This window comes from Paenibacillus sp. DRB1-1 (genome assembly GCF_052119485.1).
In the GTDB taxonomy this organism is placed as follows: domain Bacteria; phylum Bacillota; class Bacilli; order Paenibacillales; family Paenibacillaceae; genus Paenibacillus; species Paenibacillus polymyxa_B.
On sequence record NZ_JBODQH010000001.1, the window covers coordinates 4,205,258 to 4,227,481 of the forward strand.

20 protein-coding genes and 1 pseudogene are annotated in these 22,224 nt (G+C 44.6%); 16 read left to right on the top strand and 5 right to left on the bottom strand.

The genetic code is table 11. The annotated features are described in order from the left end of the window. Window positions 1-57: 57 nt before the first annotated feature. The 4 genes from ACQW03_RS18915 (at window position 58) to ACQW03_RS18930 (ending at window position 4,107) form a co-directional block, all read left to right on the top strand. The gene (locus tag ACQW03_RS18915) at window positions 58-564 is read left to right on the top strand and encodes a hypothetical protein (RefSeq protein ID WP_076293888.1); all 507 of its coding nucleotides are present in this window, start codon (window positions 58-60) and stop codon (window positions 562-564) included. A 168-nt stretch (window positions 565-732) separates the two neighbouring features. Continuing rightward, entirely contained in the window at window positions 733-1,443 is a 711-nt protein-coding gene (locus tag ACQW03_RS18920) for a response regulator transcription factor (RefSeq protein WP_076293889.1), read from the top strand. 2 nt (window positions 1,444-1,445) lie between these two features. Continuing rightward, window positions 1,446-2,825 (top strand): HAMP domain-containing sensor histidine kinase, encoded by a 1,380-nt coding sequence (locus ACQW03_RS18925; protein WP_076293890.1) that lies wholly within the window; start codon window positions 1,446-1,448, stop codon window positions 2,823-2,825. A gap of 214 nt (window positions 2,826-3,039) precedes the next feature. Continuing rightward, window positions 3,040-4,107 carry an ABC transporter ATP-binding protein gene (locus ACQW03_RS18930; RefSeq protein WP_013311421.1) on the top strand — a complete coding sequence of 356 codons (1,068 nt, stop codon included), beginning with the start codon at window positions 3,040-3,042 and terminating at the stop codon, window positions 4,105-4,107. A 146-nt stretch (window positions 4,108-4,253) separates the two neighbouring features. Here ACQW03_RS18930 and ACQW03_RS18935 read toward each other — a convergent pair whose 3' ends face one another. Further along, window positions 4,254-5,537, bottom strand: coding sequence for a pectate lyase family protein (locus ACQW03_RS18935; protein WP_071642335.1), 1,284 nt, complete (start codon window positions 5,535-5,537; stop codon window positions 4,254-4,256). 479 nt (window positions 5,538-6,016) lie between these two features. Between ACQW03_RS18935 and ACQW03_RS18940 the strand changes: the two genes are divergently transcribed. Next, window positions 6,017-6,754, top strand: coding sequence for a cyclase family protein (locus tag ACQW03_RS18940; protein WP_441951165.1), 738 nt, complete (start codon window positions 6,017-6,019; stop codon window positions 6,752-6,754). Window positions 6,755-6,913: 159 nt separating this feature from the next. On the opposite strand, the gene ACQW03_RS18945 is transcribed toward ACQW03_RS18940, so the two are convergent. Beyond that, window positions 6,914-7,327 carry a DUF4183 domain-containing protein gene (locus ACQW03_RS18945; RefSeq protein WP_071642331.1) on the bottom strand — a complete coding sequence of 138 codons (414 nt, stop codon included), beginning with the start codon at window positions 7,325-7,327 and terminating at the stop codon, window positions 6,914-6,916. A 448-nt stretch (window positions 7,328-7,775) separates the two neighbouring features. Between ACQW03_RS18945 and ACQW03_RS18950 the strand changes: the two genes are divergently transcribed. Next, the gene (locus tag ACQW03_RS18950; protein ID WP_071642329.1) at window positions 7,776-8,399 is read left to right on the top strand and encodes a DUF4183 domain-containing protein; all 624 of its coding nucleotides are present in this window, start codon (window positions 7,776-7,778) and stop codon (window positions 8,397-8,399) included. Window positions 8,400-8,455: 56 nt separating this feature from the next. Here ACQW03_RS18950 and ACQW03_RS18955 read toward each other — a convergent pair. Next, window positions 8,456-8,776 (bottom strand): annotated as a pseudogene (locus ACQW03_RS18955) (oxidoreductase); the annotation flags it as partial. Window positions 8,777-9,013: 237 nt separating this feature from the next. On the opposite strand from ACQW03_RS18955, the gene ACQW03_RS18960 reads away from it, so the two are divergent. Both ACQW03_RS18960 and ACQW03_RS18965 read left to right on the top strand, forming a co-directional pair. Beyond that, a complete protein-coding gene (locus tag ACQW03_RS18960; RefSeq protein ID WP_071642327.1) occupies window positions 9,014-9,598 on the top strand; it encodes a TetR/AcrR family transcriptional regulator in 585 nt (194 codons plus the stop codon). A 74-nt stretch (window positions 9,599-9,672) separates the two neighbouring features. After that, window positions 9,673-10,254 (top strand): NAD(P)H-dependent oxidoreductase, encoded by a 582-nt coding sequence (locus tag ACQW03_RS18965; protein WP_025723258.1) that lies wholly within the window; start codon window positions 9,673-9,675, stop codon window positions 10,252-10,254. A gap of 287 nt (window positions 10,255-10,541) precedes the next feature. On the opposite strand, the gene ACQW03_RS18970 is transcribed toward ACQW03_RS18965, so the two are convergent. Then, window positions 10,542-11,177, bottom strand: coding sequence for a LysE family translocator (locus ACQW03_RS18970; RefSeq protein WP_071642325.1), 636 nt, complete (start codon window positions 11,175-11,177; stop codon window positions 10,542-10,544). Between the two features lie 300 nt (window positions 11,178-11,477). Then, the gene (locus tag ACQW03_RS18975) at window positions 11,478-12,671 is read right to left on the bottom strand and encodes a glycoside hydrolase family 5 protein (RefSeq protein WP_441951169.1); all 1,194 of its coding nucleotides are present in this window, start codon (window positions 12,669-12,671) and stop codon (window positions 11,478-11,480) included. Between the two features lie 338 nt (window positions 12,672-13,009). Here ACQW03_RS18975 and ACQW03_RS18980 point away from each other — a divergent pair, with 338 nt between their 5' ends. The 8 genes from ACQW03_RS18980 to ACQW03_RS19015 all read left to right on the top strand — a co-directional run bounded on the left by ACQW03_RS18980 (window position 13,010) and on the right by ACQW03_RS19015 (window position 22,216). Further along, window positions 13,010-14,032: a substrate-binding domain-containing protein gene (locus ACQW03_RS18980; protein WP_441951171.1), complete on the top strand. Its 1,023-nt coding sequence runs from the start codon at window positions 13,010-13,012 to the stop codon at window positions 14,030-14,032. Between the two features lie 333 nt (window positions 14,033-14,365). Further along, the gene (locus ACQW03_RS18985; protein WP_230486389.1) at window positions 14,366-15,604 is read left to right on the top strand and encodes a PTS ascorbate transporter subunit IIC; all 1,239 of its coding nucleotides are present in this window, start codon (window positions 14,366-14,368) and stop codon (window positions 15,602-15,604) included. Between the two features lie 75 nt (window positions 15,605-15,679). Beyond that, window positions 15,680-16,021 (top strand): cupin domain-containing protein, encoded by a 342-nt coding sequence (locus ACQW03_RS18990; RefSeq protein ID WP_023989787.1) that lies wholly within the window; start codon window positions 15,680-15,682, stop codon window positions 16,019-16,021. Window positions 16,022-16,245: 224 nt separating this feature from the next. After that, window positions 16,246-16,689, top strand: a complete 444-nt coding sequence (locus ACQW03_RS18995; RefSeq protein ID WP_441951174.1) for a HEAT repeat domain-containing protein — start codon at window positions 16,246-16,248, stop codon at window positions 16,687-16,689. 209 nt (window positions 16,690-16,898) lie between these two features. Further along, complete coding sequence (locus ACQW03_RS19000; RefSeq protein WP_441951176.1) at window positions 16,899-17,891, top strand: Gfo/Idh/MocA family protein; 993 nt, start codon at window positions 16,899-16,901, stop codon at window positions 17,889-17,891. A 275-nt stretch (window positions 17,892-18,166) separates the two neighbouring features. Beyond that, on the top strand, window positions 18,167-19,933 hold the full coding sequence (locus ACQW03_RS19005; protein ID WP_441951178.1) for a cache domain-containing sensor histidine kinase: 1,767 nt from the start codon (window positions 18,167-18,169) through the stop codon (window positions 19,931-19,933). Between the two features lie 2 nt (window positions 19,934-19,935). Further along, window positions 19,936-20,736, top strand: coding sequence for a response regulator (locus ACQW03_RS19010; protein ID WP_071642316.1), 801 nt, complete (start codon window positions 19,936-19,938; stop codon window positions 20,734-20,736). A gap of 136 nt (window positions 20,737-20,872) precedes the next feature. Next, window positions 20,873-22,216, top strand: a complete 1,344-nt coding sequence (locus ACQW03_RS19015) for an extracellular solute-binding protein (protein WP_441951181.1) — start codon at window positions 20,873-20,875, stop codon at window positions 22,214-22,216. Window positions 22,217-22,224 lie beyond the last annotated feature (8 nt).

The following is a 22,224-nucleotide window of genomic DNA, read 5'->3' on the forward strand; positions in this document are numbered from 1 at the left end:
ATTATCCCGAATTCTCCTGATAAGCTAAAGATACTTTAAAGGAGAGGTGATTCAATCATGAAAAAATGGACTAAAAATGCAGCAGCCGTATTGACCGTAGTAAGTGTACTGGGAGGAGCAAGCAGCGCATTCGCCGCTACAGCAACAACGACTCCAGCGAGCACTGCACCAGCAATTAAAGCTCCTGCGGTTACAACTCCGGCTACCAAAACACCGGCAAAAGCACCTGTGACGAAAACACCTGTGGTGAAAGCACCCGTTAAAAAAGCTACAACAGATCATAAAACAACAACCAAAGCGAAGAAAGCCCCTGCCAAAAAATCCGTTGCGAAAAAAGTGGCAAGCCACAAAACAAAAGCAGTGAAAGTGCAGCACCGTACAGTTAAACATCATGCAAAAAAACATAATGTTGTCAAACACAAAGCAACAACTCATAAAACTCGTGCACATCATGTCGTAGCTAAAAAAGTGACCCACAAAGCTCCAGTTAAAAAAGCAGTCCCAGCCAAAACAGCTTCAAAAACAGTCAAAACAGCTCCAAAAACAGTAACAACCAAGAAATAAGATTGATATGCAGTTAGCATTCAGCTCGCCTGGCATATACAGCAGCGATTCATGATAAGAAAGACGGGACCGGGAACGGTATACCCGTCTTTTGTCTATTCTGCTGGGCTTCTGTTAAGCTTAAAGAGAGGATGGAAGCATCCAGAACAACGGCAAGGGGTTAAGGTCATGACAAAAATAGTAGTAGTGGATGACGATGTGTTCATTCTGCAATTAATATCTGAATATTTGAAAAAAGAATCCTACGAGGTCACTTCCTTTTCCAGTGGTAAAACACTGGTAGAGCATATCCGTACGAACCGTCCGGATTGTCTCGTTCTTGATATTATGATGCCTGGCATTGATGGGCTTTCTCTATTGACTCAGCTTCGCGAGTTTACGGAAATGCCGATCATTATGATCTCTGCCCGTGGAGAAGAAAACGACCGTATTCACGGGCTGGAGCTGGGATGCAGCGATTTTTTGACCAAGCCCTTTAATCCAAGGGAGTTGGTAGGAAGGGTCAAAGCGATGCTGAGACTGAGCATGGCCGGAATGTCTGCATCAGACGATAGGCAAGCGGCAGAAAGCGCAGATATATGCCATGCGGGCAATCTGTATATTTTTGCTGACTTTCGTAAAGTCACAGTGGACGGACAAGAGCTAAATTTGACCTCACGTGAATTCGACCTGCTGTTGTTTCTTGCGAATCATCTGGAAAGACCTTTCGGCAGGGAGCATCTGATTCAGCAGGTGTGGAGCTATGATTTTATAGGTGATGTGAGAGTCGTGGATGATCTGGTCAAACGGATTCGTAAAAAGTTAGCTGAGTACCACTCTACGCTCGTCATTAACACCGTATGGGGCTTCGGATATAAAGCAACAGTTCAGGAGTTGTAGCCATGCGTACGATGAGAGCTAAAATACTGCTTTCCCTAACCATCGCCATGCTTATTACCGTCTGTATTACGGTGGTCTTATTCATCAGGCTTATCGACGACATTCTGGTGAATCAGGCCAAATCCAAGCTTCATGAGCAGGCACGCAAAGCCGTCCATATTATGAGTGACGGAGGCTTTGATCGACTGGATAATGCTGAATTTAACTATGTTATCAAGGGCGTGCTTTTATCTGCCGATTACTTTATTTTAAGCACGGATAACCGCATCATCGACTCAAGCGTCTCTGGAATGGAAGGCAAAAAGATCGAGCGTTTGCTTTTGATCCGACAAGGATTTTTTGCATCGGTTCATCCGTCTGCCCAGGATCTGACCGCTACACATGAAGGGGTGGCTGTGCTTCAAGGTAAAAAGGTACTGTTTACGAATGAAGAATTGCCCGGACAACCTTTTCGTATTTTTGTATACTCACCCTTATCTTCTTTGCGAGCACTGTATGTACCGTTAATGAGAACCACATTACTATCTATCATCGCGGGTTTTTTGGTAATTCTCGTCATTGGTCTGATGGTTGTCTCACGTCTGGTGCGTCCGCTCAAACGATTGATGGAGGCGGTAGGCAACTATGAGCCGAATCAGCCGCAGGATAGTGATTTTCCGCAGGCGGATAAAAGTGAGATTGGCGAGCTGATCAGCACCTTTCATTCCATGTCCGCCCGTATTCAGCACCACCACCACGGTCAAATTGAATTTCTGCAAAATGTATCTCACGAGCTAAGGACACCGTTAATGTCCATTCAAGGCTATGTATATGCCATTCAGGATCAAGTGGTATCCCAGGACGAGGGGCTGAGTATCATCAAAGTGCAGTCCCAGCGGTTAATTGATATGGTGGAAAAGCTGCTGCAGCTATCGAGGCTTGAGGCGCTGAATGAAGAATGGCCTGTCTCTCTGGTTGATCTTAGAAGCATGGCGGAGGATGCTGTTCATCTATTGATGCCAGTGGCTGCTGAACGTTCTATCTCGCTTCGAGTGGAGGGAGAGGGCCTGCATGTGGCCGTTCCGGCCGAGCAATTGTTCCGTATGATATTGAATTTGTTGCAAAATGCAGTTCGGCACACCTCTACGGAGGTTGTCATTCATTTGGAGACAGGGACAACACCGGAGGTTGTATGGGTTATGCACGTGGATGATGATGGGGAAGGGCTGACCGAACAAGAGGCAGCTGAGGTATTTGGAAGATTCTATGCGGGCTCGAATGGTGCCACAGGTCTTGGATTGGCTATTTGTCGTCAAATTGCTACCCGATTGAATGGAGAACTACTCTGCACACGTTCGCCATTGGGTGGAGCACGCTTCAGCTACATCCAGCGCATGTTATAAATGAGTACAGAAATGGTTAAAAATGATCGTTTTTTCGGACAAACATTCCATTTATATAACATGATATGAGAGGTTTTTGATGATATTTTAGATATAGCTTGACTGGTAGGTACTAAACTGAGTAAAATTAATCGTATATACCTTGACTCATGGACGTCGTTTTTTTAGATAGTGGTCAATAATAGTGATGAATAATAAATGAAAGAGTGATGAGATGAACCGCCTTTTGGAAGTGAAGGACTTAACGATATCTTTCAAGACCCGCCAGGGACTAGTGCAGGCCATTCGTGGCGTAAACTTTCATGTCAATAAAGGAGAGACGCTGGCGATTGTGGGTGAATCCGGCTCAGGCAAAAGCGTAACCTCACAAGCTGTTATGAAGTTGATTCCGACCCCTCCAGGCATTTATCAAAAGGGTCAAATTATGTTTGACGGACAAGAGCTAATTAATAAAACAGAGAAGCAGATGCAAAAAATTCGTGGTAAGGAAATTGGCCTGATTTCTCAGGACCCAATGACTTCGCTTAACCCGACGATGAAAGTGGGCAAGCAGATCACGGAAGTGCTTTTCAAGCATGAAAAAATATCCAAAGATGCTGCTCGCAAGCGGGGTATTGAGTTGCTGAATCTGGTAGGTATTCCACATCCTGAACAGCGTTTTAACCAATATCCGCATGAATTTAGTGGCGGTATGCGTCAACGTGTCGTTATTGCGATGGCATTGGCTGCTAATCCGAAACTTCTGATTGCCGATGAGCCGACGACTGCGTTGGACGTAACGATTCAAGCTCAAATTTTGGAGCTGATGAAGGATCTTCAGAAAAAGATCGATACTTCCATCATCTTTATTACTCATGACCTCGGTGTTGTGGCGAAGATGGCTGATCGCGTTGCCGTTATGTACGCAGGACAAATCGTGGAAACAGGTACGGTTAATGAAATTTTCTATAACCCGAAACATCCATATACATGGGGCCTTCTCGCTTCTATGCCAAGTTTGGACAGCCATGGTCAGAAGCTGGCAGCTATCCCGGGAACACCTCCGGATCTGCTTCACCCACCTGTAGGGGATGCTTTTGCAGCCCGTAGTTCTTATGCTATGAAAATTGACTTTGAGAAAGAGCCTCCACTCTTTCAATTATCCGATACGCACTTTGTGAAATCATGGTTGCTGCATCCAGATGCGCCTGCGGTTGAGCCACCAGAAGCGGTAAAGGCTAAACTTCGCAAGCTGGATAACGCATTTGAAAAGCCGGTTTTGGTAGAACAATACGGCAGTTAAGGCGTGTTATATTTGTAATTAAACAAATGAAAAATAAAAAAAAGGCTGTTCTCTCCGTGTGGAATTATTCTACGGAGGAAACAGCCTTTTTGGTGTAAAACCGCAGGTTGTATGCGCCTGTGGTTATTTGTGTTAGCGGGCAGTGTTTACAGCTTACCGGAACCGGCTTGGGAAGTGACTTCTGCCTTCACACTGGCGGATGGGGAAATTTTATCGTTCAGCGATGGTTTCCAGCCTACAGAGGAGCTAAGACCCGCGCTGGAGCCTGCGTTAACAGCTTGTCCATTCAGGATTGTGCCCGTATCTGACAGGGCAGTTCCTCCAAAGACAGTCACGATTTTAGCTGCAGATAAACCGGCAACGTCAATGACATTGTTTTCGGCGAAGATTTTGGAGGATTTGCCTGCGCCCCATATATACAGTGAAGGATATTCGGAGCGTTTTACATCACCAGTATAGTAATTGTTGTACAGATGGACTTGTCCATACCGCACGCGTGGTGTGCGTTGTACCGTGTTTTCATAATAATTGTGGTGTAGGGTTACACGTAAAGTCCCTTCATCTGCTGTTTTACTGTCGCTGTTGCCAATAATCGATGATTTATCATGATCGTAAAAATGATTGTAAGAAACCGTAACGAGATCGCCTTGGTTAATCACATCGAGAAGTCCATCATGATGCTGGTATTCTTGGCCGTAAAAGGTGCCATTTTGGCTATCGGGGTGAGACCCATCATTGAAGGTATTGTGGTCTACCCATACATGTGTGGCGCCGTTAACTGTAATGCTGTCATATTCCGAATTCCAATTGCCTGTACTGCCGTCCGTTGGGTCCCATTGAGGAAAATAATCGTAGGCATCCTGGAATTCGATATTACGGATAATAACGTTGTCTGTCCCTTTTTTTAGTTGGAAGTTTGCGCCATTAATGACCGCGTCGCTTCCCAGACCGACAATCGTAGTATTGGACGGAATTTCAATGACGACACGACTGGCCTGATTTTTTTGTGAAGCCTCACGTGCCTTTTCCAATGTGCCAGACGGGGCCTTTTTACCCCATGTGGACGGGTCATACGCTTTGAGGTAGGCGTCAAACTCATATTTAGAGTCCTTGTAGTCGTTCAATCCTAACGGTTTATTATTGTCATCGACGTTGGCATTGATCGTGCCTTTGACATAAATAATTTTAGGCGTTGTGTTGCTGCTTTTGCCTAAGGCATCAACTAATTGCTTGCGATTCGTTACGGTGAAAATATTGGAAGAAGAGGCTGCAGCTCCGCCCGTTGTGCCTGTAGAAAAAGCTGCCCATCCGTTTTTGCTGCCAAGCGTTTCTTTACCAATATCGCTGGCTGCATGAGCAGGTGCACCAAGAGGGGACAGGGTAGTGAACAGCAGAGCTGCCGCGATTCCGAGTGAAAATCTCTTTTTCATAAAATACCTCCGTATATTGGATTAATGGAGTAGACGAACGAAGGGAGTCCCGGGTGCTCCTGTGGTTTCTACATTTTCTATCATACTTTGTGTTCCAGTATTTGTTAATATAATAAAAGTTACATACTAAAATTTTTGTCGAATTTTTTATATAATTCAATAGACCCCTTCTTTTTCCAATCAAGACGTATATGTAATAATGAAAACGTTAACAATCACACGGAATAGGAAATGTATATATGAATATATGGAATTGTTTTTGTATTTTTATCAGAATGTTAACGATTTCATTCTAAAAGGAGGGATATCCAATGTTAAGAAATCGCTCATTTCATCGTAGACGGGAGGGTAGCTTCTTCGTCCATACGGTCGCACAAAATAGATTTTGTCTATATATTAGAATAGCAGATCGATTTATAGATTTTTGAAGAATCCTCAGGTAAAATGGCTTGTAATAAAGCTGAGGAGGAATGGGCATCATGGCAGAGCATTTAGCAGATATCTTGAAGTTGTTGAAGCAAAAAGAGTGGGTGGATTTGTCCCACGCTTTTTATCCTGAAATCCCTCATTTTCCAGTATTCGATAATGTTCAGGTGGATACCCTGTTTACCCACGATGATGGCTTTTTTGTAAAACAATACTGCTTTCCCGGTCAGTATGGGACTCATATTGACGCACCCGTTCATTTTGTGAAGGGCAAACGGTACTTGCATGAGCTTTCGTTGAAGGAGCTGATTTTGCCGCTAGTTGTCATTGACCGTTCAGCAGCCGTTGCAGATAATTCTGACTATGAACTTACGGTTGCGGATATTTTGGACTTTGAGAAAGAGCATGGACGCATTGCTGATCAGTCCTTTGTAGCTTTTCGCAGTGATTGGAGCAACCGTTGGCCTGATTCAGATGCCTTCTCAAACAAGGACGACGCCGGAGATGCACACTGTCCGGGCTGGTCGCTGGAAGCGCTACGCTTTTTGGTAGAAGAACGGAATGTGGCTGCCATTGGACATGAAACACTAGATACCGATTCCTCTGTAGCTTATCGCAAAGCTGGCAAGCTGGTAGGGGAATATTACATATTGGAGCAGGATCGGTATCAAGTTGAGGTGCTGACGAATTTGGACAAGCTGCCCCCGACGGGCGCGGTCATATATAATATCGTTCCCAGCATTCAAAATTCCCCTGGATTTCCGGTGCGTTCCTTTGCTATTTTGCCTTAATCATACAGTATCCAGTCATTTGAAAACGATTATATAATCATCTTGAACTTAAAAGACCGATTCAGATATTGACATCTGAATCGGTCTTTTCTAGCTTTTACGGGGTAATGTACATCGGGCTTGAATGTTCAATCCGTCAGACTTAAAATGTGAAACGTCTCAACTGGTAATAGTAATGGTAGGAGCAGAGATGGTAGGTTGGGTTGAGATGGTAGAGGCTGTGCCGCTAAAATTTGATATTTCGATAATAACCGGAACACCTACTGAAATATCAGTGGAGTCAATGACCAGACTTGTTGTGCTTAGGGTGAATAAGGAGCTTTGCTGAACAAGTCCATTAACAGAATAACTAGAAGTATCATTAGCCGTTAATGTCGGTAAATTAACAACCGGAGCATTGGCGTCATCTACAAAGCTTGCAGCAGGAATGGTTGTTACTGTTGCTCCGATCATCCCGGCGGTAATCGTTGCGAAAAAACGAGTGGTGGTTGGGGTTACGGTCGTGGTTACAGCACCACCTGTTGACACTGGAGCAGTAGCCACTGCTGTAAAAACGGGTTTTACGATAGGCATCGTTCTCACCTCCTTTCTTTACTGGTAATGAGCCATTCGCTGGCTCTTAATCAATAAATGATTTTTCAACCTATTCGGAAACGGCATATTAACCTTTCTATTAATAATAGGGTAAATGGAGAAGGCCCTATTTTGCTACAAATATAGATGGAAGCGAATACTTGGAATCAGCATGCTACAGATGCCTAAAACCCTAAAGGGGGATGTGCATACAATACATAAATAAGCATGTGATAAGGAGGTGTATACGGCTGGTATGAGGAGACGCGATTCATCACTAAGGAGGCTAGGAAAGAGGACCATACATTACAAGATCAACAAACGTAAAAAGTGTAAAACAAGTTATTCATTCAAAGGTAGAACAAAAACGGGGTTCCATCCCAAAAAGCATCCAAAGCTAATCATGCAACGGCAGTGTAGAAATACTCCTAGCAAGCGGAGGAGGAGCATGAGCCAGACGGGAAAGCGAGCTGCACCGGGTTCGGCAGGAGCACAAGGCATTCCCGGTTTGACAGGGGTACAAGGTATTCCAGGTTTAGCAGGAGCCCAAGGCATGCCGGGAACTGCGGGAACACCGGGAGTCCAAGGAATACCAGGAATACAGGGTCCAGCAGGAACACGGGGAGCGACAGGAGTGCCAGGTCCGGCTGGAGTCCAAGGTAGTTCAGGTGCAACAGGTGCACCTGGCCCTACTGGAGCACAGGGCATAGCGGGCCCTACTGGAGCCCAAGGTATAACAGGCCCAACCGGTCCGGCAGCTGACATTTCAAATATTGAAATTATACCCATAGCTGAGCGGTATTTTTATTTTGCACCTGCTACAATTGAATCTTCAATCACGATTATGGCGGATCAATTTTCTGTAGATGGTGTACAGGGGGCCTTTCAGCATTTTAATGTCGGAAGCAACAGTTATGCCAATCTATACATTAATGGAATGATACAAGAAAGCACATTGTATAGCCTAACACCTTCATCGCTGACGATTCGCCTTAACGAAGGAGAGGCAATTCTCTCCGGCACACCTATTATTGTGGAAATTGTCCAATTTAGTGTGCGATCCAGTGGATGATACTGTTTGCGGTGAGGTAACCCAGAGGCAGATATAGCTGTTTCTTGGGGCAACGAGCCTTTGCGTCCGACATGCCAAAGCTGAAGACCGGCTTTGGAGCCTTGGTCATGGATGGCTTGCACGACTTTTTGCAGCGGGGAAATGTGCTCGTCGCTCCATATGCCAAGACTGCCTGAGTCTTTTCCCTGCTGGGTGACTGCATGCACCTCAAGCATAATTAGTCCCACCTATCCTAGCGCCCGAGCACCATAATGCAGCGTATGCCAATCGGTTGCTTTTCCGTCTTCAGCAGCTGAGACGGTACCCATTGGAGACATCATAATCCGGTTTTTTAGCTCTACATCGTGTATTTGAAGGGGTTGAAACAGTAAGCTCATTGGGTTCACTCCTCTTTATTTACGGTTCAGAACACCCGTTTTTATTCGGTTACATATCTATTTTATATGAATAAAATGTGGTGATAAACGTATTGTTTAAGGTGTTCATGATCATTTGCTTATAAAAACATGTTATTTTAGGTTGAATCCAATATATTTTAAATGGAGATATGAAGACCGAATGAGCCTGCATAAATATAATTTGCACTTTAGTTAGTTATCGCTTACTATAAGCTTATGAATAAGAAAACACATGTAGACAGCAAAAAGAAAGATATTCTGCAGGCAGCAATGCGCTTATTTGCAACCAAAGGAATTGACGGGATTTCAGTCAAAGAAATTGGAGAGGCTGCTGGTGTGACGGATGCCGCGATTTATAAGCATTTTAAGAGTAAAGATGCGATGGCCTTGGAAGTATTCGGGCAGTATTGTAATAGCTACACCACATTAATTGACTTCTATCGCAAGCAGAGTGGGAACTTCGTTAGTCGTTTCCATCAACTGGTGGATGAAGTGCTGGATATGCATGACGAGGACCAGTATGGTTTGCTTCTACTATCACAGCATCATGAGCTGTATGTTGAAGCAAGCCAGAGCCAGAATGTGCGTCAGCCGCTGGAGGCGTTGACTGAATTCATCGAACAGGGGATTCAACAAGGTGAACTGCCGAAGCAGGATGCTCTGCTATCCGGTGTGCTCATCATTGGAGCCATTACACGCTTGTCCGTGTCCAGCCTGGAAGGTGAACTTCCACAGCAGTTGGTTCCATTTGCAGCAGAGGTCAAACAACGTTTAACTGCTTTATTAAGTAAAGGTCAGTAGTGACCTTTTCTTTTTAAATATAAAGTTAGTGTATTCTAACTAAAATCATAATATGAAGGTAGGAAGTGGTTTATATGTCTAAAAAAATATTGGTGATTCAAGGGAATCCGGTCGCTGGCAGTTATGGGGAAGCGCTGGCTCAATCCTATGTAAAAGGAGCGAAGGCTGCAGGGGCGGAGGTTCGTTTGTTGCAGCTATCCGCGTTGGACTTTAATCCAAATCTATTAGGTGGATATCGTAATAAATTGCCGCTGGAACCTGATTTGATCCAAGCACAGGAGTCGATTAAATGGGCAGAACATCTCGTTTTTGTCTTTCCGATCTGGTGGGGCAGCTTGCCTGCATTAATGAAAGGATTCATTGACCGTACCTTTATGCCGGGATTTGCGTTTAAGTATCAAAAAGGAAAACCCCTGCCTGACAAGCTTCTAAAAGGAAGAACGGCCCGCCTCATTACAACGATGGACGGTCCGCATTGGTACTACCGATTTTTCCAGGGACAGCCTGGACATCGGATGATGAAGGATTCCACGCTGCATCTATGTGGTGTCAAGCCGGTGCATTCTACTGCGATTGATCTCATGAATAAATTATCGGATCAGCAGCGCAACGATTGGCTGAGCAAGGTGGAGCAGCTGGGGCGAAACATGAGCTAGGTTTTCAACTGCCTGCCCCAAATTCATTGGCCTACAGGTAAATCATGGTGGTATCTGATCATAATTGACCTGCGAAAGGAAAAAGACCACAATGGGAGCAACTGGCTCGCATTGTGGTGTTCGGAATAGCTCATGTTTGCAATCAACGTTATGTAAATATCGATGCAACGATTAAAATAAATCCGATCGCTAGGCCGACAGGGCCCCAATAATGCATGGGAATAAAAAACAGACTGTAATTCAAAAATGTTCCTGTTAGTGGAACATTTTTGAACAATTATTCAGGTTTATTGAGGAGCCTTTGTTCGAAGAAGATTTAATCCTAATCCGATGAAGATTATCCCGGTTATTTTGTTTAAATAGCTGCTAAGCCTTTGGTTGACTTTTATTTTATGGGTAATGTAAGAGGAAAAATAGGCAATAAATAAGCACCATAACAATCCGGTGAACGAAAATGTAAGTCCTAAAATGATAAATGGAATGGGCCCAGAAGCCTTTGTATCAATAAATTGTGGAAGAAAGGCAATGAAAAACAAAGAAACCTTGGGATTCGTAAGACTGGTCAACATCCCTTGTAGATATGTTTTTCTGTTGCTGTGTTGTTTATTGGATTCAGATGCTCTAAAACTTGCATTTGTTTTATCTAATAGCATTCTAACCCCTAGATAAACTAAATAAATAACTCCAATTATTTTAATCATGTTGAACACGATAATTGACTTTGTAAGTATAATTGATAAACCAAAAGCAACTAACAACGTATGGATCAATGAACCACTAATGATACCGAAAACAGAATACACACCGGCTTTTCTCCCTTGTGCAATGCTTTTCCCAATTATATACATTGTGTCTGCACCAGGAATTAGATTTAGGAGGATTCCAGTAAGCAAAAATACTTCATAATTTACGATTCCAAACATTTTTTGAGCACCACCTCTTCATTATGAAATACATTAAAAGGTAATAATAATTTAGTAAATAGCTCATTGTCAATCATCAATATCTGTTATACGTATGTGTAAGTTTACCTAAAAAAACCGCTTTTCCCCCTCCATAGGTCTGGCATGACCTGATCCTGAAGGGGGGAAAGCGGCTTTTACAATGAGTATACTACGTAGTTACTCATTCACGATAATCAGCAAAAAACATGGGCAGCCTGTCCTGTGTCAAATGCCCAAAGGATGGGCCGTTGTCATATAACCGCGGAGCAGGCGACAGGCTTATTCGGCGGTTGCTTTCGCTTGTTCCGCTACAAAAATAACAGGTTTCATAATCCGGCTCAGCATATCTTGCTTCGGACGATTCCAGGTAACCCAGTCATCCAGTAGCAGACCGCCTGTGTCGCCGCTATTCGGATTCAGGGACCAGTACGTAAAGTACAGGTTGTTGGCACCAATATAGTCTACGAGTGCATTTTGCCATTTCCCCTCAGTAGTAGACACATCAACATTACGACCGCCGAATTCACCGACCAGCACCGGAGCTATGTTTTGCTTGCTGATGTAGCCCCAGGTTTGATCCCAGATCGCTGGCAGGTTGGACGGGAAAGACGAGTCGTTGAACCATGGCTGAGAAGACACACCAGGGCCGTAATCATGAGGAGAATATACGACACGGTTCGGTACGTCCAGAACGACAGGATAGTTGGCTACACCTGTCAGGTTGCCACCCCACCAGTATTGGCTATTGTTGCCTTGTACATTGTGGTCTACACCTTCTACGAGAATTAGCCAATTCGGATTCACGGACAGAATCGCATTCCCTGCACGTTGTGCCGCCATACGCCAGTCTGTGGAGGTATTGCCTGTACCCCAGCTTGCTTGCCCGTGTGGCTCGTTGTGCAAATCCGCACCAATGACGGTGGGGTTGTTTTTATAACGGTCAGCTAACATTTTCCAGTCACTAATCCAGCGAGACTCAGGGTACTGGGATGTGTACCACAGCTCGGATTGCCCACCTGAGTCTGGACGGTGACGGTCAAGGATAATCTGAATACCGCGTTGTCCAGCTTTTTCGATCAGCTTGTCCATAATTTGAATCGGAGTTAATCCGACCAGATCAGGGTTTTTATGGTAATCAATACTGTCTGGACGGGAACTGGAATCGAATAACTGATTGCTGTAAGGCAGACGAATCAAATTGTAGCCTTCTTTCTTCACCTGATCTAGCATGTCGTCCATTGAGCGGCTCCATAGTCCATGCAAGGTGTAATTAGGAGTTTCCAGACCGAACCAGTTCAGGCCGTTAAATGCCGCTTCTTTCCCGGATTCGTCTACAATCTTGTTTCCTTGGGTGTGATAATATCCTTTCACACTGGCTGCATCTACTGAAGCGGGAGTATAGCCATACAGTGTGAAGCCCATTACGAGGGAGGTAATGACGAAAAATGTTTTTTTCAGTCCTTTTTTCTTCATAATTCTGCTTCCTCCTTTATTTAAAAGAAATTGCAACCGATTACATTATCATTTTATGTTCAAATCTTCCATCAAACAAGTTCATAAAATTCGTATAATTCTAAGATTTCGTTCGAATTCAATAGATTCGTAACAACGGATGGTTAAGCTAAGTATCCAGCTTTTGTGGGAGTGGTTGTTTAGGGGCTGGAGGGCACGCTCTAACTCCTCATTTATTATATTTTCCTGCTGTAAAAGAAGGTATATAATAAAGTGAAATTCACTTTACACACAGGTTGCAGAATATATATATTTGAAAATTAATACACCTGACATGCAGGAAGGAAAGGAGGGTAATTATGGTAACAACGATGAAGGAAGTTGCAGAACGTGCCGGGGTGTCGAAGAGTACAGTTTCGCAGTTTCTGCAAAAGAGATACAACTATATGAGTGAAAACACCAAGAAGAAGATCGAGCAAGCGATTGAGGATCTCAGTTATATACCTAATGAGGTGGCACGTAGTCTCAAGCAGAAGAAGACCTTTATTGTGGGGGTTATTTCTTCAACCATTTTATCGAGATTTACAACAGAAGTCGTGCGTGCCATTGAAGATGAATGCCAACTGGAAAATGTCCAGGTCATTGTCTGCAATACCGATGATGATTCGCTCAAAGAGAAAAAGTATGTCCAGTCGATGATTGCTCGGCAAGTGGATGGACTTATTATTTTCCCGACGGAAGAGAACAAGAAATTATATGTTTCCCTTGTCAAAAATGGCTATCCTTTCGTGTTTGTGGACCGAAAAATCGATGAAATCAGCGTAGATACAGTGCTGTTGAATAATGAAAAGGCCAGCGAGCTTGCGGTTGAAGCACTCATTGAGCATGGTCATAACAACATTGGGATTATCACGTTCCCCTTAGGCAAAAAAGCAATCACCACACGAAGTGAGCGGCTGTCAGGTTATCGAAATACGTTGGGCAAACATGACATACCAGTGAATGAAAACTATATCAAAAGCGGCAGGTTGGATGAAATGCCTAATCTGATTGGACAACTATTCCACATGGAGCATCCGCCCACCGCAATCATTGCTACTAATGATATGATTTTGGAGCAGGTGCTGATTTATGCAAAAAATAATCATCTGACCATACCTAATGACTTTTCCTTGATTGGCATAGATGATGTATCCTTTGCTTCTTTTTATAATCCGCCGATCACAACCGTTTCCCAGCCGAGTTTTGAAATGGGGAAAAGAAGTGCGAGGTTACTGCTGGAGAAAATTGATCAAAAAGAACAGGATCATGAGAAGCTGTCAGAAATCATCCGAATGAATCCGGTCATTAACCACAGAGAATCTGTCCAAAAACTGAACTGAATGATTGAATAAGTCCTTTTCATCTTTTTGAAAACGTTTTTATAAATTCTATTGTAAAAAGAAAATAAAGAGCTATAATGATCTTATGATTCGAGTCATGAATACCCTTTCATTTATGTATGTCCTGAATTTAGTGATGATTGCGATTGAAGAGAGGGGAGGAATGAAGCTTAAACGAATAATGTATGGAGTAAGTTGTGAAATTATTCACAAAAAATGATTCTGCTTCTTTTTACATTCCCGAGAGGGAAATTTTTTTCGAGTATTACTAAATCGATTTAGTAAGAATGGAAAATAAATAAAAGAAAGTCGGAGATCACTATGGAAATGTTTATGAGCATTATCAGAGAGCCATCCATCATTATCGCGATTGTGACATTACTCGGCCTTATATTCCAAAGGAAGAAAGTATCAGAGATCATTACGGGAACTACCCTTTCTTTTATGGGTTTCACCATGATCAAGGTCGGCGGCGGAATTTTAGGTGGTGTTCTCACTAACTTCAGCCAAATTTTTTCTTATGCGTTCAACCTTAAAGGTGTCGTACCAAGCAATGAAGCCATTATGGCACTGACCATTGATCAGATCGGGGCGGATGCTGCGCTCATTCTGCTCTTTTCCATGATCCTTAACATCGTGCTTGCACGCCTGACCAAGTTCAAGTACATTTATTTGTCTCTTCACTTGATTTTGTTTATGAGCTTTGCCGCTACAGCCGTTATGAAAGGTCTGGGTCTCAGTTCGCTAACTACGATCATCGTCGGTTCTTTGGTAATTGGGAGCTATATGGCGGTGTTTCCTTACCTACTCCGGAATGCCAGCAAAAACATTATTAAATCGGATGAATATACGATTGCTCATGCTTCCATGACCTCTTACATTCTAGGTACCTATTTGGGGAAAGTTTTTGGCAACCGTGAAAATGACACCGAAAATGTGAAAATTAATGACCGCATCAGTTTTTTGCGCGACCCCAATGTTGCAACGACCTTGACGATGCTTGTGCTTTTACTGGTATCTGGACTGGTTGCTGGTTCTGATTATGTCAGCAAATTATCGGATGGCAAAGAATATATCGTCTTCATCCTCGAACAGTCAGCTATTTTTGCTGCCGGCTTGTATATCGCAAAAGCAGGTGTTAAGTTGTTCACAACTGAAATTGTACCCGCTTTCAAAGGTTTCTCCCAAGTGTTCGCACCTGGAGCAATCCCTGGTGTGGATGTTCTGGTACTGTTCGACAAATCACCCAATTCCGCGTTGGTAGGCTTCTTGGTTAGCTTCTTCACAGGCGTAGCCTGCGTCTTTCTTTTCCCGTTTATCGGATTGCCTGTCATTGTGCCAGGGATCATGGCCTGCTTCCTCGCTGGTGGTGCAGCCGCGATATTTGGCAATTCCAGCGGTGGTTTCAGAGGAGCTGTTATTTCCAGTTGTCTTAATGGATTCTTGCTCTGTCTGCTGCCGGCTCTCACCTTGCCGCTCTTTTCTTTTTTGGGTGCCGAAGGGGTAACGTTCGCCGATCCCGACTTTACTACCCTTTCTGGAGTACTTTGGCTTATTTTTCGCTGGTTTTAAACTAAATCGATTTATGAATTTTTTTCAAAATAACTTATCTAAATCATTTGCGCTTAAAAAGAGGAGGAATTATCCATGTTTTTTAACGATCAAGATATTCAAATTGATATCGTTGACAGTAATACCACCCGAAAAGTGCTGGCCCACAGTGACCAGCTTATGTATGTCAAAGTGATGTTTGCTAAAGCCCAAACAGGGGAGATTCTGTTGCATAAGCATGTCCATGAACAAGTCACTTATGTAATAAAGGGAAGCTTTAAGTTCATGATCGATAATGGCGAAACAAAGGAAGTGCAGACTGTCAAAGAAGGAGACAGCATCCATTTTCCATCCGATACTCTTCATGGCTGTATCCCACTGGAGGATGGCGGTATTCTGTTAGATGCATTTACACCAGCACGTGCAGATTTTCTGTAAATTCCCCTTTCAAAATACGGTTTATCTACCCAGATATCTGGAGGAATTTACGATGCTTTTCAGCGGCAGACAACAGAGGCGAATGAACGCCTTCTGGCCATGTCATGTCCGATACATTTCTTTTTATCTTTTTTTAGAAGAAGACCTGCAAGTATGTTATATTTAACAAACGGCAATCGTGATGAACAGTAATATAGTGATTTTTAGAAAAGGATGAGATTATTTTGGAAAACAACGAAACTCAGCAGGAATTTGCAGAAGTATATGAGCAGCTTAAAGTAGCTGCAAACCGAACCTCCGATTGGAAAACACGCCTAGCCGCGGTAAATGATCTGGGTGCATGGAAGAACCAGCAGACGATTGACTTGCTGACACACCGTTTGAATAATGATACGGTATATGCCGTTCAGGAAGCCGCTTACCGCAGACTTCAGGAATGGGGCGAGAATGTACAGCCGCCTGTGCGCAGAGAGGGTGAGCTTGTTAAGGGCCTGACGAAGATTCTGGTGCGGATTAAAAAAAGCTTGCCAGCCGACCATACCTATAACGATTTTCGCGAGAAGCTGCACAAGATGAGAGTCGATATTTATGACATCTATGAAGGCGACAAGGGTGCTGAATTTGATCAGTGGCTGGAGCAAAAATGGGCTTCGTTATCCACAAGATAATGTCTGAACCCTGTAATTGAATGTATTTTTAAGGATTGTTGCTGGTGATACAGACAGAGCCTTAACAAGGATAAGGGATTATCTTTGTTAAGGTTTTTTATCTTGTTCTCCTTAAGAATCATGTCCTTTATCTTTATGCCACTGTATATATACTTCAGCAATATACGATGGGATCGGATTATTTTAGTGTGTACATGGGAGGGACTAACATGAGCAAGGCGAGGCTGTGTTTTATCGGGGCGGGCTTTCATGCTTCAACGAATATATATCCTGCTGTCATTGGGGCAGGTGCTGAAATTCAGGCGATTGCGACTAGAGATCTAAGCAGATCGAAGACAGCACTTCAGCGGTTTGGAAGCAGCGGCACACCTTATGACAATTACAAGGCTATGCTGGAGCAGGAAGACTGTGATGGAGTTGTCGTGATTGCACAAGCGGTAGATCATCCTTCGCTCGTACTGGACTGCATTAAGGCTGGAAAACATGTTTTTGTAGACAAGCCACTGGGCTGGAATGCCGAGGAAGCGGCCCGAATTGCAGATGCGGCAGAAGCAGCGGGTGTCGTACTGATGGTCGGTTTCATGAAGCGTTACGCACCTGTATACATAAAATTAAAAGAATTGATTGAGGGTGGATCACTTGGAGCCGCACGCTCATTTCAGGCAAAATTTCTCGTGGACAGTACCCTGTTTTGTAAAACCGGCGAAGATTTCATGAAGCTGGCGGCGGTTCATATGGTCGATCTGGTACGTTATTTGTTCGGGGAAGTGGCGCAGGTTACCGGATTTGCTAACGATAACGGCGAGTGTATTTCCCATACGATTGCTCTGAAATTTGAAAATGGTGTAGTGGGTAGCCTATACTTCGCAGGAATGACAGCATGGACACGCGAGAGTGAAGGGTTCACGTTAACCTTTGATCATGGTTTTGCGAACGCGGATGAGGTGAATACACTGATCATTCACAAGTCGGAGAGTCATACAGAGCTTCCTTGGAAATCCCTTGCGGAAAACGATACGGTTCTGACACCGTCAGCCTCCGCGATGTCGGGCGGATACCGTGATTTGTACTTGCGCGGTTTTGTTGGTGAAATCGCACATTTCATGAACTGCTGCCAAGAAGGACGGACGCCTGATTCAAGTGGACGGGATAACGTGAAAACGATGGAGCTGTGCGACCGCATTTTGGCTGCGCTCCAATAGGATACCCATTTCATATACAAGCTTCGGAGCCTGGACGGTACCTTAGTTTGGGTGATTTGAAAGAAGCTTCGGTGTAACTGGTCAGTAGATGGCTCCTGCATTGTCGGGAGTCATTTTTCCGTTTACCCTACGTTCTTTCTATTTCATAGCATTCTTGCCCATTTTGATTAATCTCTGCTGAAAATACGCCAAAAGACGAACGATGCGATAGAATAGAAAAAGGAAAGCGCTATCATTACCCATTTTTTCTGCGATGGTTCAGGAGGAGAAGGCATATGCGTTCAAAGTCAAGGTTTCAGCCATTAAACACATTACGTAATCAGATTTTTATCGGATTTATACTGGTGATGCTCATTATGATGAGTGTGGCGGGGGCGTTCATTTATCTCAATGTGTCTCACTTGTTAAAAGACAGTGCCGAGCGACATATTGGTCAGACTGCGGTACAAGCAAGCGGTAGGCTGGATGCATTAATCGGCCAGATGGATAGCTTGACGGAGCAGGTCGCGAATCACCCGTCTGTTCAGCATATTTTGCTGGAGGAGCGCAACGGGGGCAAGGTGAATTTCGGACAGCGTCAATCACTCCTGCAAGTGATGCATAGCTATCAGGCATATATGCCGAGTGTCGGCTCGCTGGAGCTGTATACCGCCGAAGGGAAGATGTTGTTTCCGATTAGAGAGGGCAGTCTGGAGGAACGTATCGGACAGGCAGACATCCGGGAAGCGAATCAGATGAAAGGAAGACTGGTCTGGATCGGTATTGATCCCGAAGACCCCCGGTCACTGCTGGCAATTCGGCAGGTGAGCCTGGTGGATCGCTGGTTCTCGCGCGGAGGGTACCTGATTACCCGTATGGAGCGAAGCTATTTTGGATTGAATGGTGCGTCAGCGGTCAATGAGGAAGCGGATGAAACCATGCTGCTTGTAGATCGTCAAGGCCAGCTGCTGTCGGGTGAACCAATGAACCAGACGGATTTGTCAGGTGTACTGCACAGTAAGACACAGACGGTTCATATTGGGGAACGGGAATATGTGAAGGCAGTTCAGCAGTCGGAGCGGACGGGCTGGTCGCTGCTGATCCTGATTCCGGTTAGCGTCGTCACAGACGGAATTACGGTTTTACGGACTACACTTATCATTTCCGCGTCTCTTGGTGCCGTGCTATTCCTGTTCATGTCCTTTATGTTGTCTACGTTGATTACAAGACCGATAGGTCACTTGATTCAGGCGATGCGCCGTTCACGGGAAGGGGCATTGGCCCTGAATCCAGAACCGGCAGCAGCAGTCGAGCTGCGAGAATTGAACGCAGAGTACAACACGATGATTGTCGATATTAATGAATTGATCCGTGTTATTTGCGAGAAGGAGGTTTTACAAAGCCAAACCGAACTTAAAGCTCTGCAGGCGCAGATTAATCCGCATTTTCTTTTTAATACGCTGGATGCTTTCAACTGGTCGCTACAGGAGAAGGGAGAAGAGGAGCTTGCCGGGCTGATGGTGTCCATGTCGCGGCTGTTTCGTTATGTTATCGAACCGGCTCACCATGACTCTTGGGTGACCCTCGGGGAAGAAATGGCGCAAATCCGTCGTTATCTGGAACTGATGGAGATGCGTCTGGGTGAACGTTTGAGCTGGCAAATTCATATGCCTTCGGAGGCAGCCAGAATTCCGCTTCCTAAACTGCTGATCCAGCCTATTCTAGAGAATGCCATTTTGCATGGTGTCGAAAATCGCATCGGCAACGGTCGTGTTGAAATTAGTGTCACTCCTTCGACCAGAACGGGTTGGACCAAGATCGCGGTCATAGATAACGGACCTGGAATGACACTGGAAGAACTTGCAGCTGTGCGTACAGCGTTGATGGGGGGAGCAGCCTGCCAGAGCAAGGGAACCGGTATGGGACTAGTGAATGTGCAGCGCAGGCTTGCTCTCTATTATGACAGCGCATTTTATCCAACGGACGGCGTGCTGATACATAGTGCTGAGCAGGAAGGAACTGTGGTCGCTTTTGAAATTCCTGATGAATATGGAGGGCGGTAGAAATGAGTGTTTCATCCAAAACCATTGTCATTGTAGACGATGAACAGCGAACACGTCAGGGGATACACCAGACATTGGAGCAATGGGCCGCCGGGAAATACCGGATTGTAACATTCGATAATGGTTTGGAAGCGTTAAATATACTGCGTGCAGAGACGGTTCATCTGTTGATTACGGATGTCCGGTTGCCGGAATTCAGTGGGCTGGATTTAATCCGCTCTCTGGAACGGGATTCACGACGACCAGCGATCATTGTCATCTCGGGTTATGCGGAGTTTGATTATGTCCAGCAGGCTCTTCGTCTGGGAGCCGTCAATTATTTGCTCAAACCGATTGATAAGCAGGAGCTGTTGAATGCGGTCAATGAAGCGCTTCGGCTGGAAGAGGAGCGACAGCGGTACGAGAAGCTGGACAAGCTGGCTGACCCTGTTTTGCTAGAGCTTGATCTCCAGGCGGCTACTCTTAGTGATCCGGTACGACGTGCCTTCACCTATATGGCGGAGCATCTTCACGAATCCATTACGATGGCGCAGACTGCCGCGCATTCACACCTGAATGCGAGCTATTTTAGCGTTTTGTTCAAGGAGCAAAGTGGTTTATCCTTCAGCGAATATTTGCACCGGCTGCGGATCCAAAGAGCTAAGGAGTTGCTGCTGCATACTCAGTTGACGATTGCCCAAATCGGCGAGCGATCAGGCTACCGAACAGATAAATATTTTATTAAAGTATTCAAAGCGACCGAGGGGGTAAGTCCCAGCCGCTACAGGCAGCAGATGCGTACAGGGCCGGAGAATATCGACTGACGTATAGGCAGATCAAACCCAATAAAAGTGGAATTATACCCAATGAGTGTACCCTGTTGGAAGCCGAAATGAAGTGCTAAACTTACAAATGACAACGGTTACAAAAAATATAATTACAATAAACGGAGGTCTAACGATGTCCAACAAGAATGATTTGAGTAAGCGCTCACATCAAAAATGGTTTGCAGGGTTTGCCCTGCTGCTGTCACTTATGCTGGTACTATCTGGTTGTGGTGTTGGTAAGGATGGTCAAGGCGGTTCCAGTAAAGAAGGAGGAAAGGTTACACTCAAAATGATGCACCTGTGGCCAGAGGGAAGCTCGGCACAGCAGAGTAAGCTTGTGACTCAGATTATAAATCAATACCAAAAGGATCATCCGAATGTCGTCATTCAGCAAGAAGTGCTGGAAAATGAACAATATAAAAACAAGCTCAAAGTGCTGTCGGCTTCCAATGAATTACCGGATGTCGGCATTACCTGGGCAGCAGGCTTTATGGAGCCTTACGTTAAAGGTGGATTATTTACGCCTATGGATGACCTGCTGAACGGTTCCAAGCTGAAGGACAAATTTGTACCGGGAACGACCGAAGCTTATGCGCTGAATGGCAAAACGTATGCGCTTCCGATTGAATTGAACATAACACCTATTTATTACAACAAAGCTATATTCCAAAAATACAATTTGAAGGTACCTACGACATTTGACGAATTTAAGCAGGTTGTGAAAACTCTTACGGATCATGGAGTTGCACCGATTGCATTGGGCAATAAGGATCGCTGGACCGGCTCACTCTGGTACATGTATCTGGCAGAGCGTATAGCAGGTAATGACACGCTGAAAAAAGCGATTGACGGCTCAGGATCGTTCGATGACCCAGGTTTAATTAAAGCAGCCTCTGAAGTCCAGACACTTGTGGATATGAATGCTTTTAACAAAGGATTTAACGGCTTGTCCAATGATGAGGGAAAATCCGAGTTTATGAACAATAAGGCAGCTATGTATTTGATGGCTACTTGGGAATTGCCGAATTTTACGACCAATCCCGCAATCCCACAAGAATTTAAAGATCAAATTGGCTTCTTTAAATTCCCGATGGTTGCAGGTGGCAAGGGCAACGAGAACAGTTGGGTAGGAGGTCCGGGAGTAGGTTTGTTTGTTTCGGAGAATTCCAAGGTGAAAGAAGAGGCCAAAGCGTTCGTTGAATACTTTGTACTCAAATGGGGAGAACAATCGGTCACACAGGCTGGCGTTATTCCAGCGACGAAAGTGGACACCTCTAAAGAAAAACTGCCTCAGCTGTATGTTGATTTGCTGAACGGGCTGAACCAGGCCAGCAGCATTACATTGTTCGCTGATGTACAGATGAAGCCAAATGCAGCGCAGGTGCATTTGAACATGATTCAGGCGTTGTTTGGCAAAGCGGTGACACCGCAACAATTTGCCGACCAGCATAAGGCTGCCATCGAGAAAGGGAATTGAAATTGACC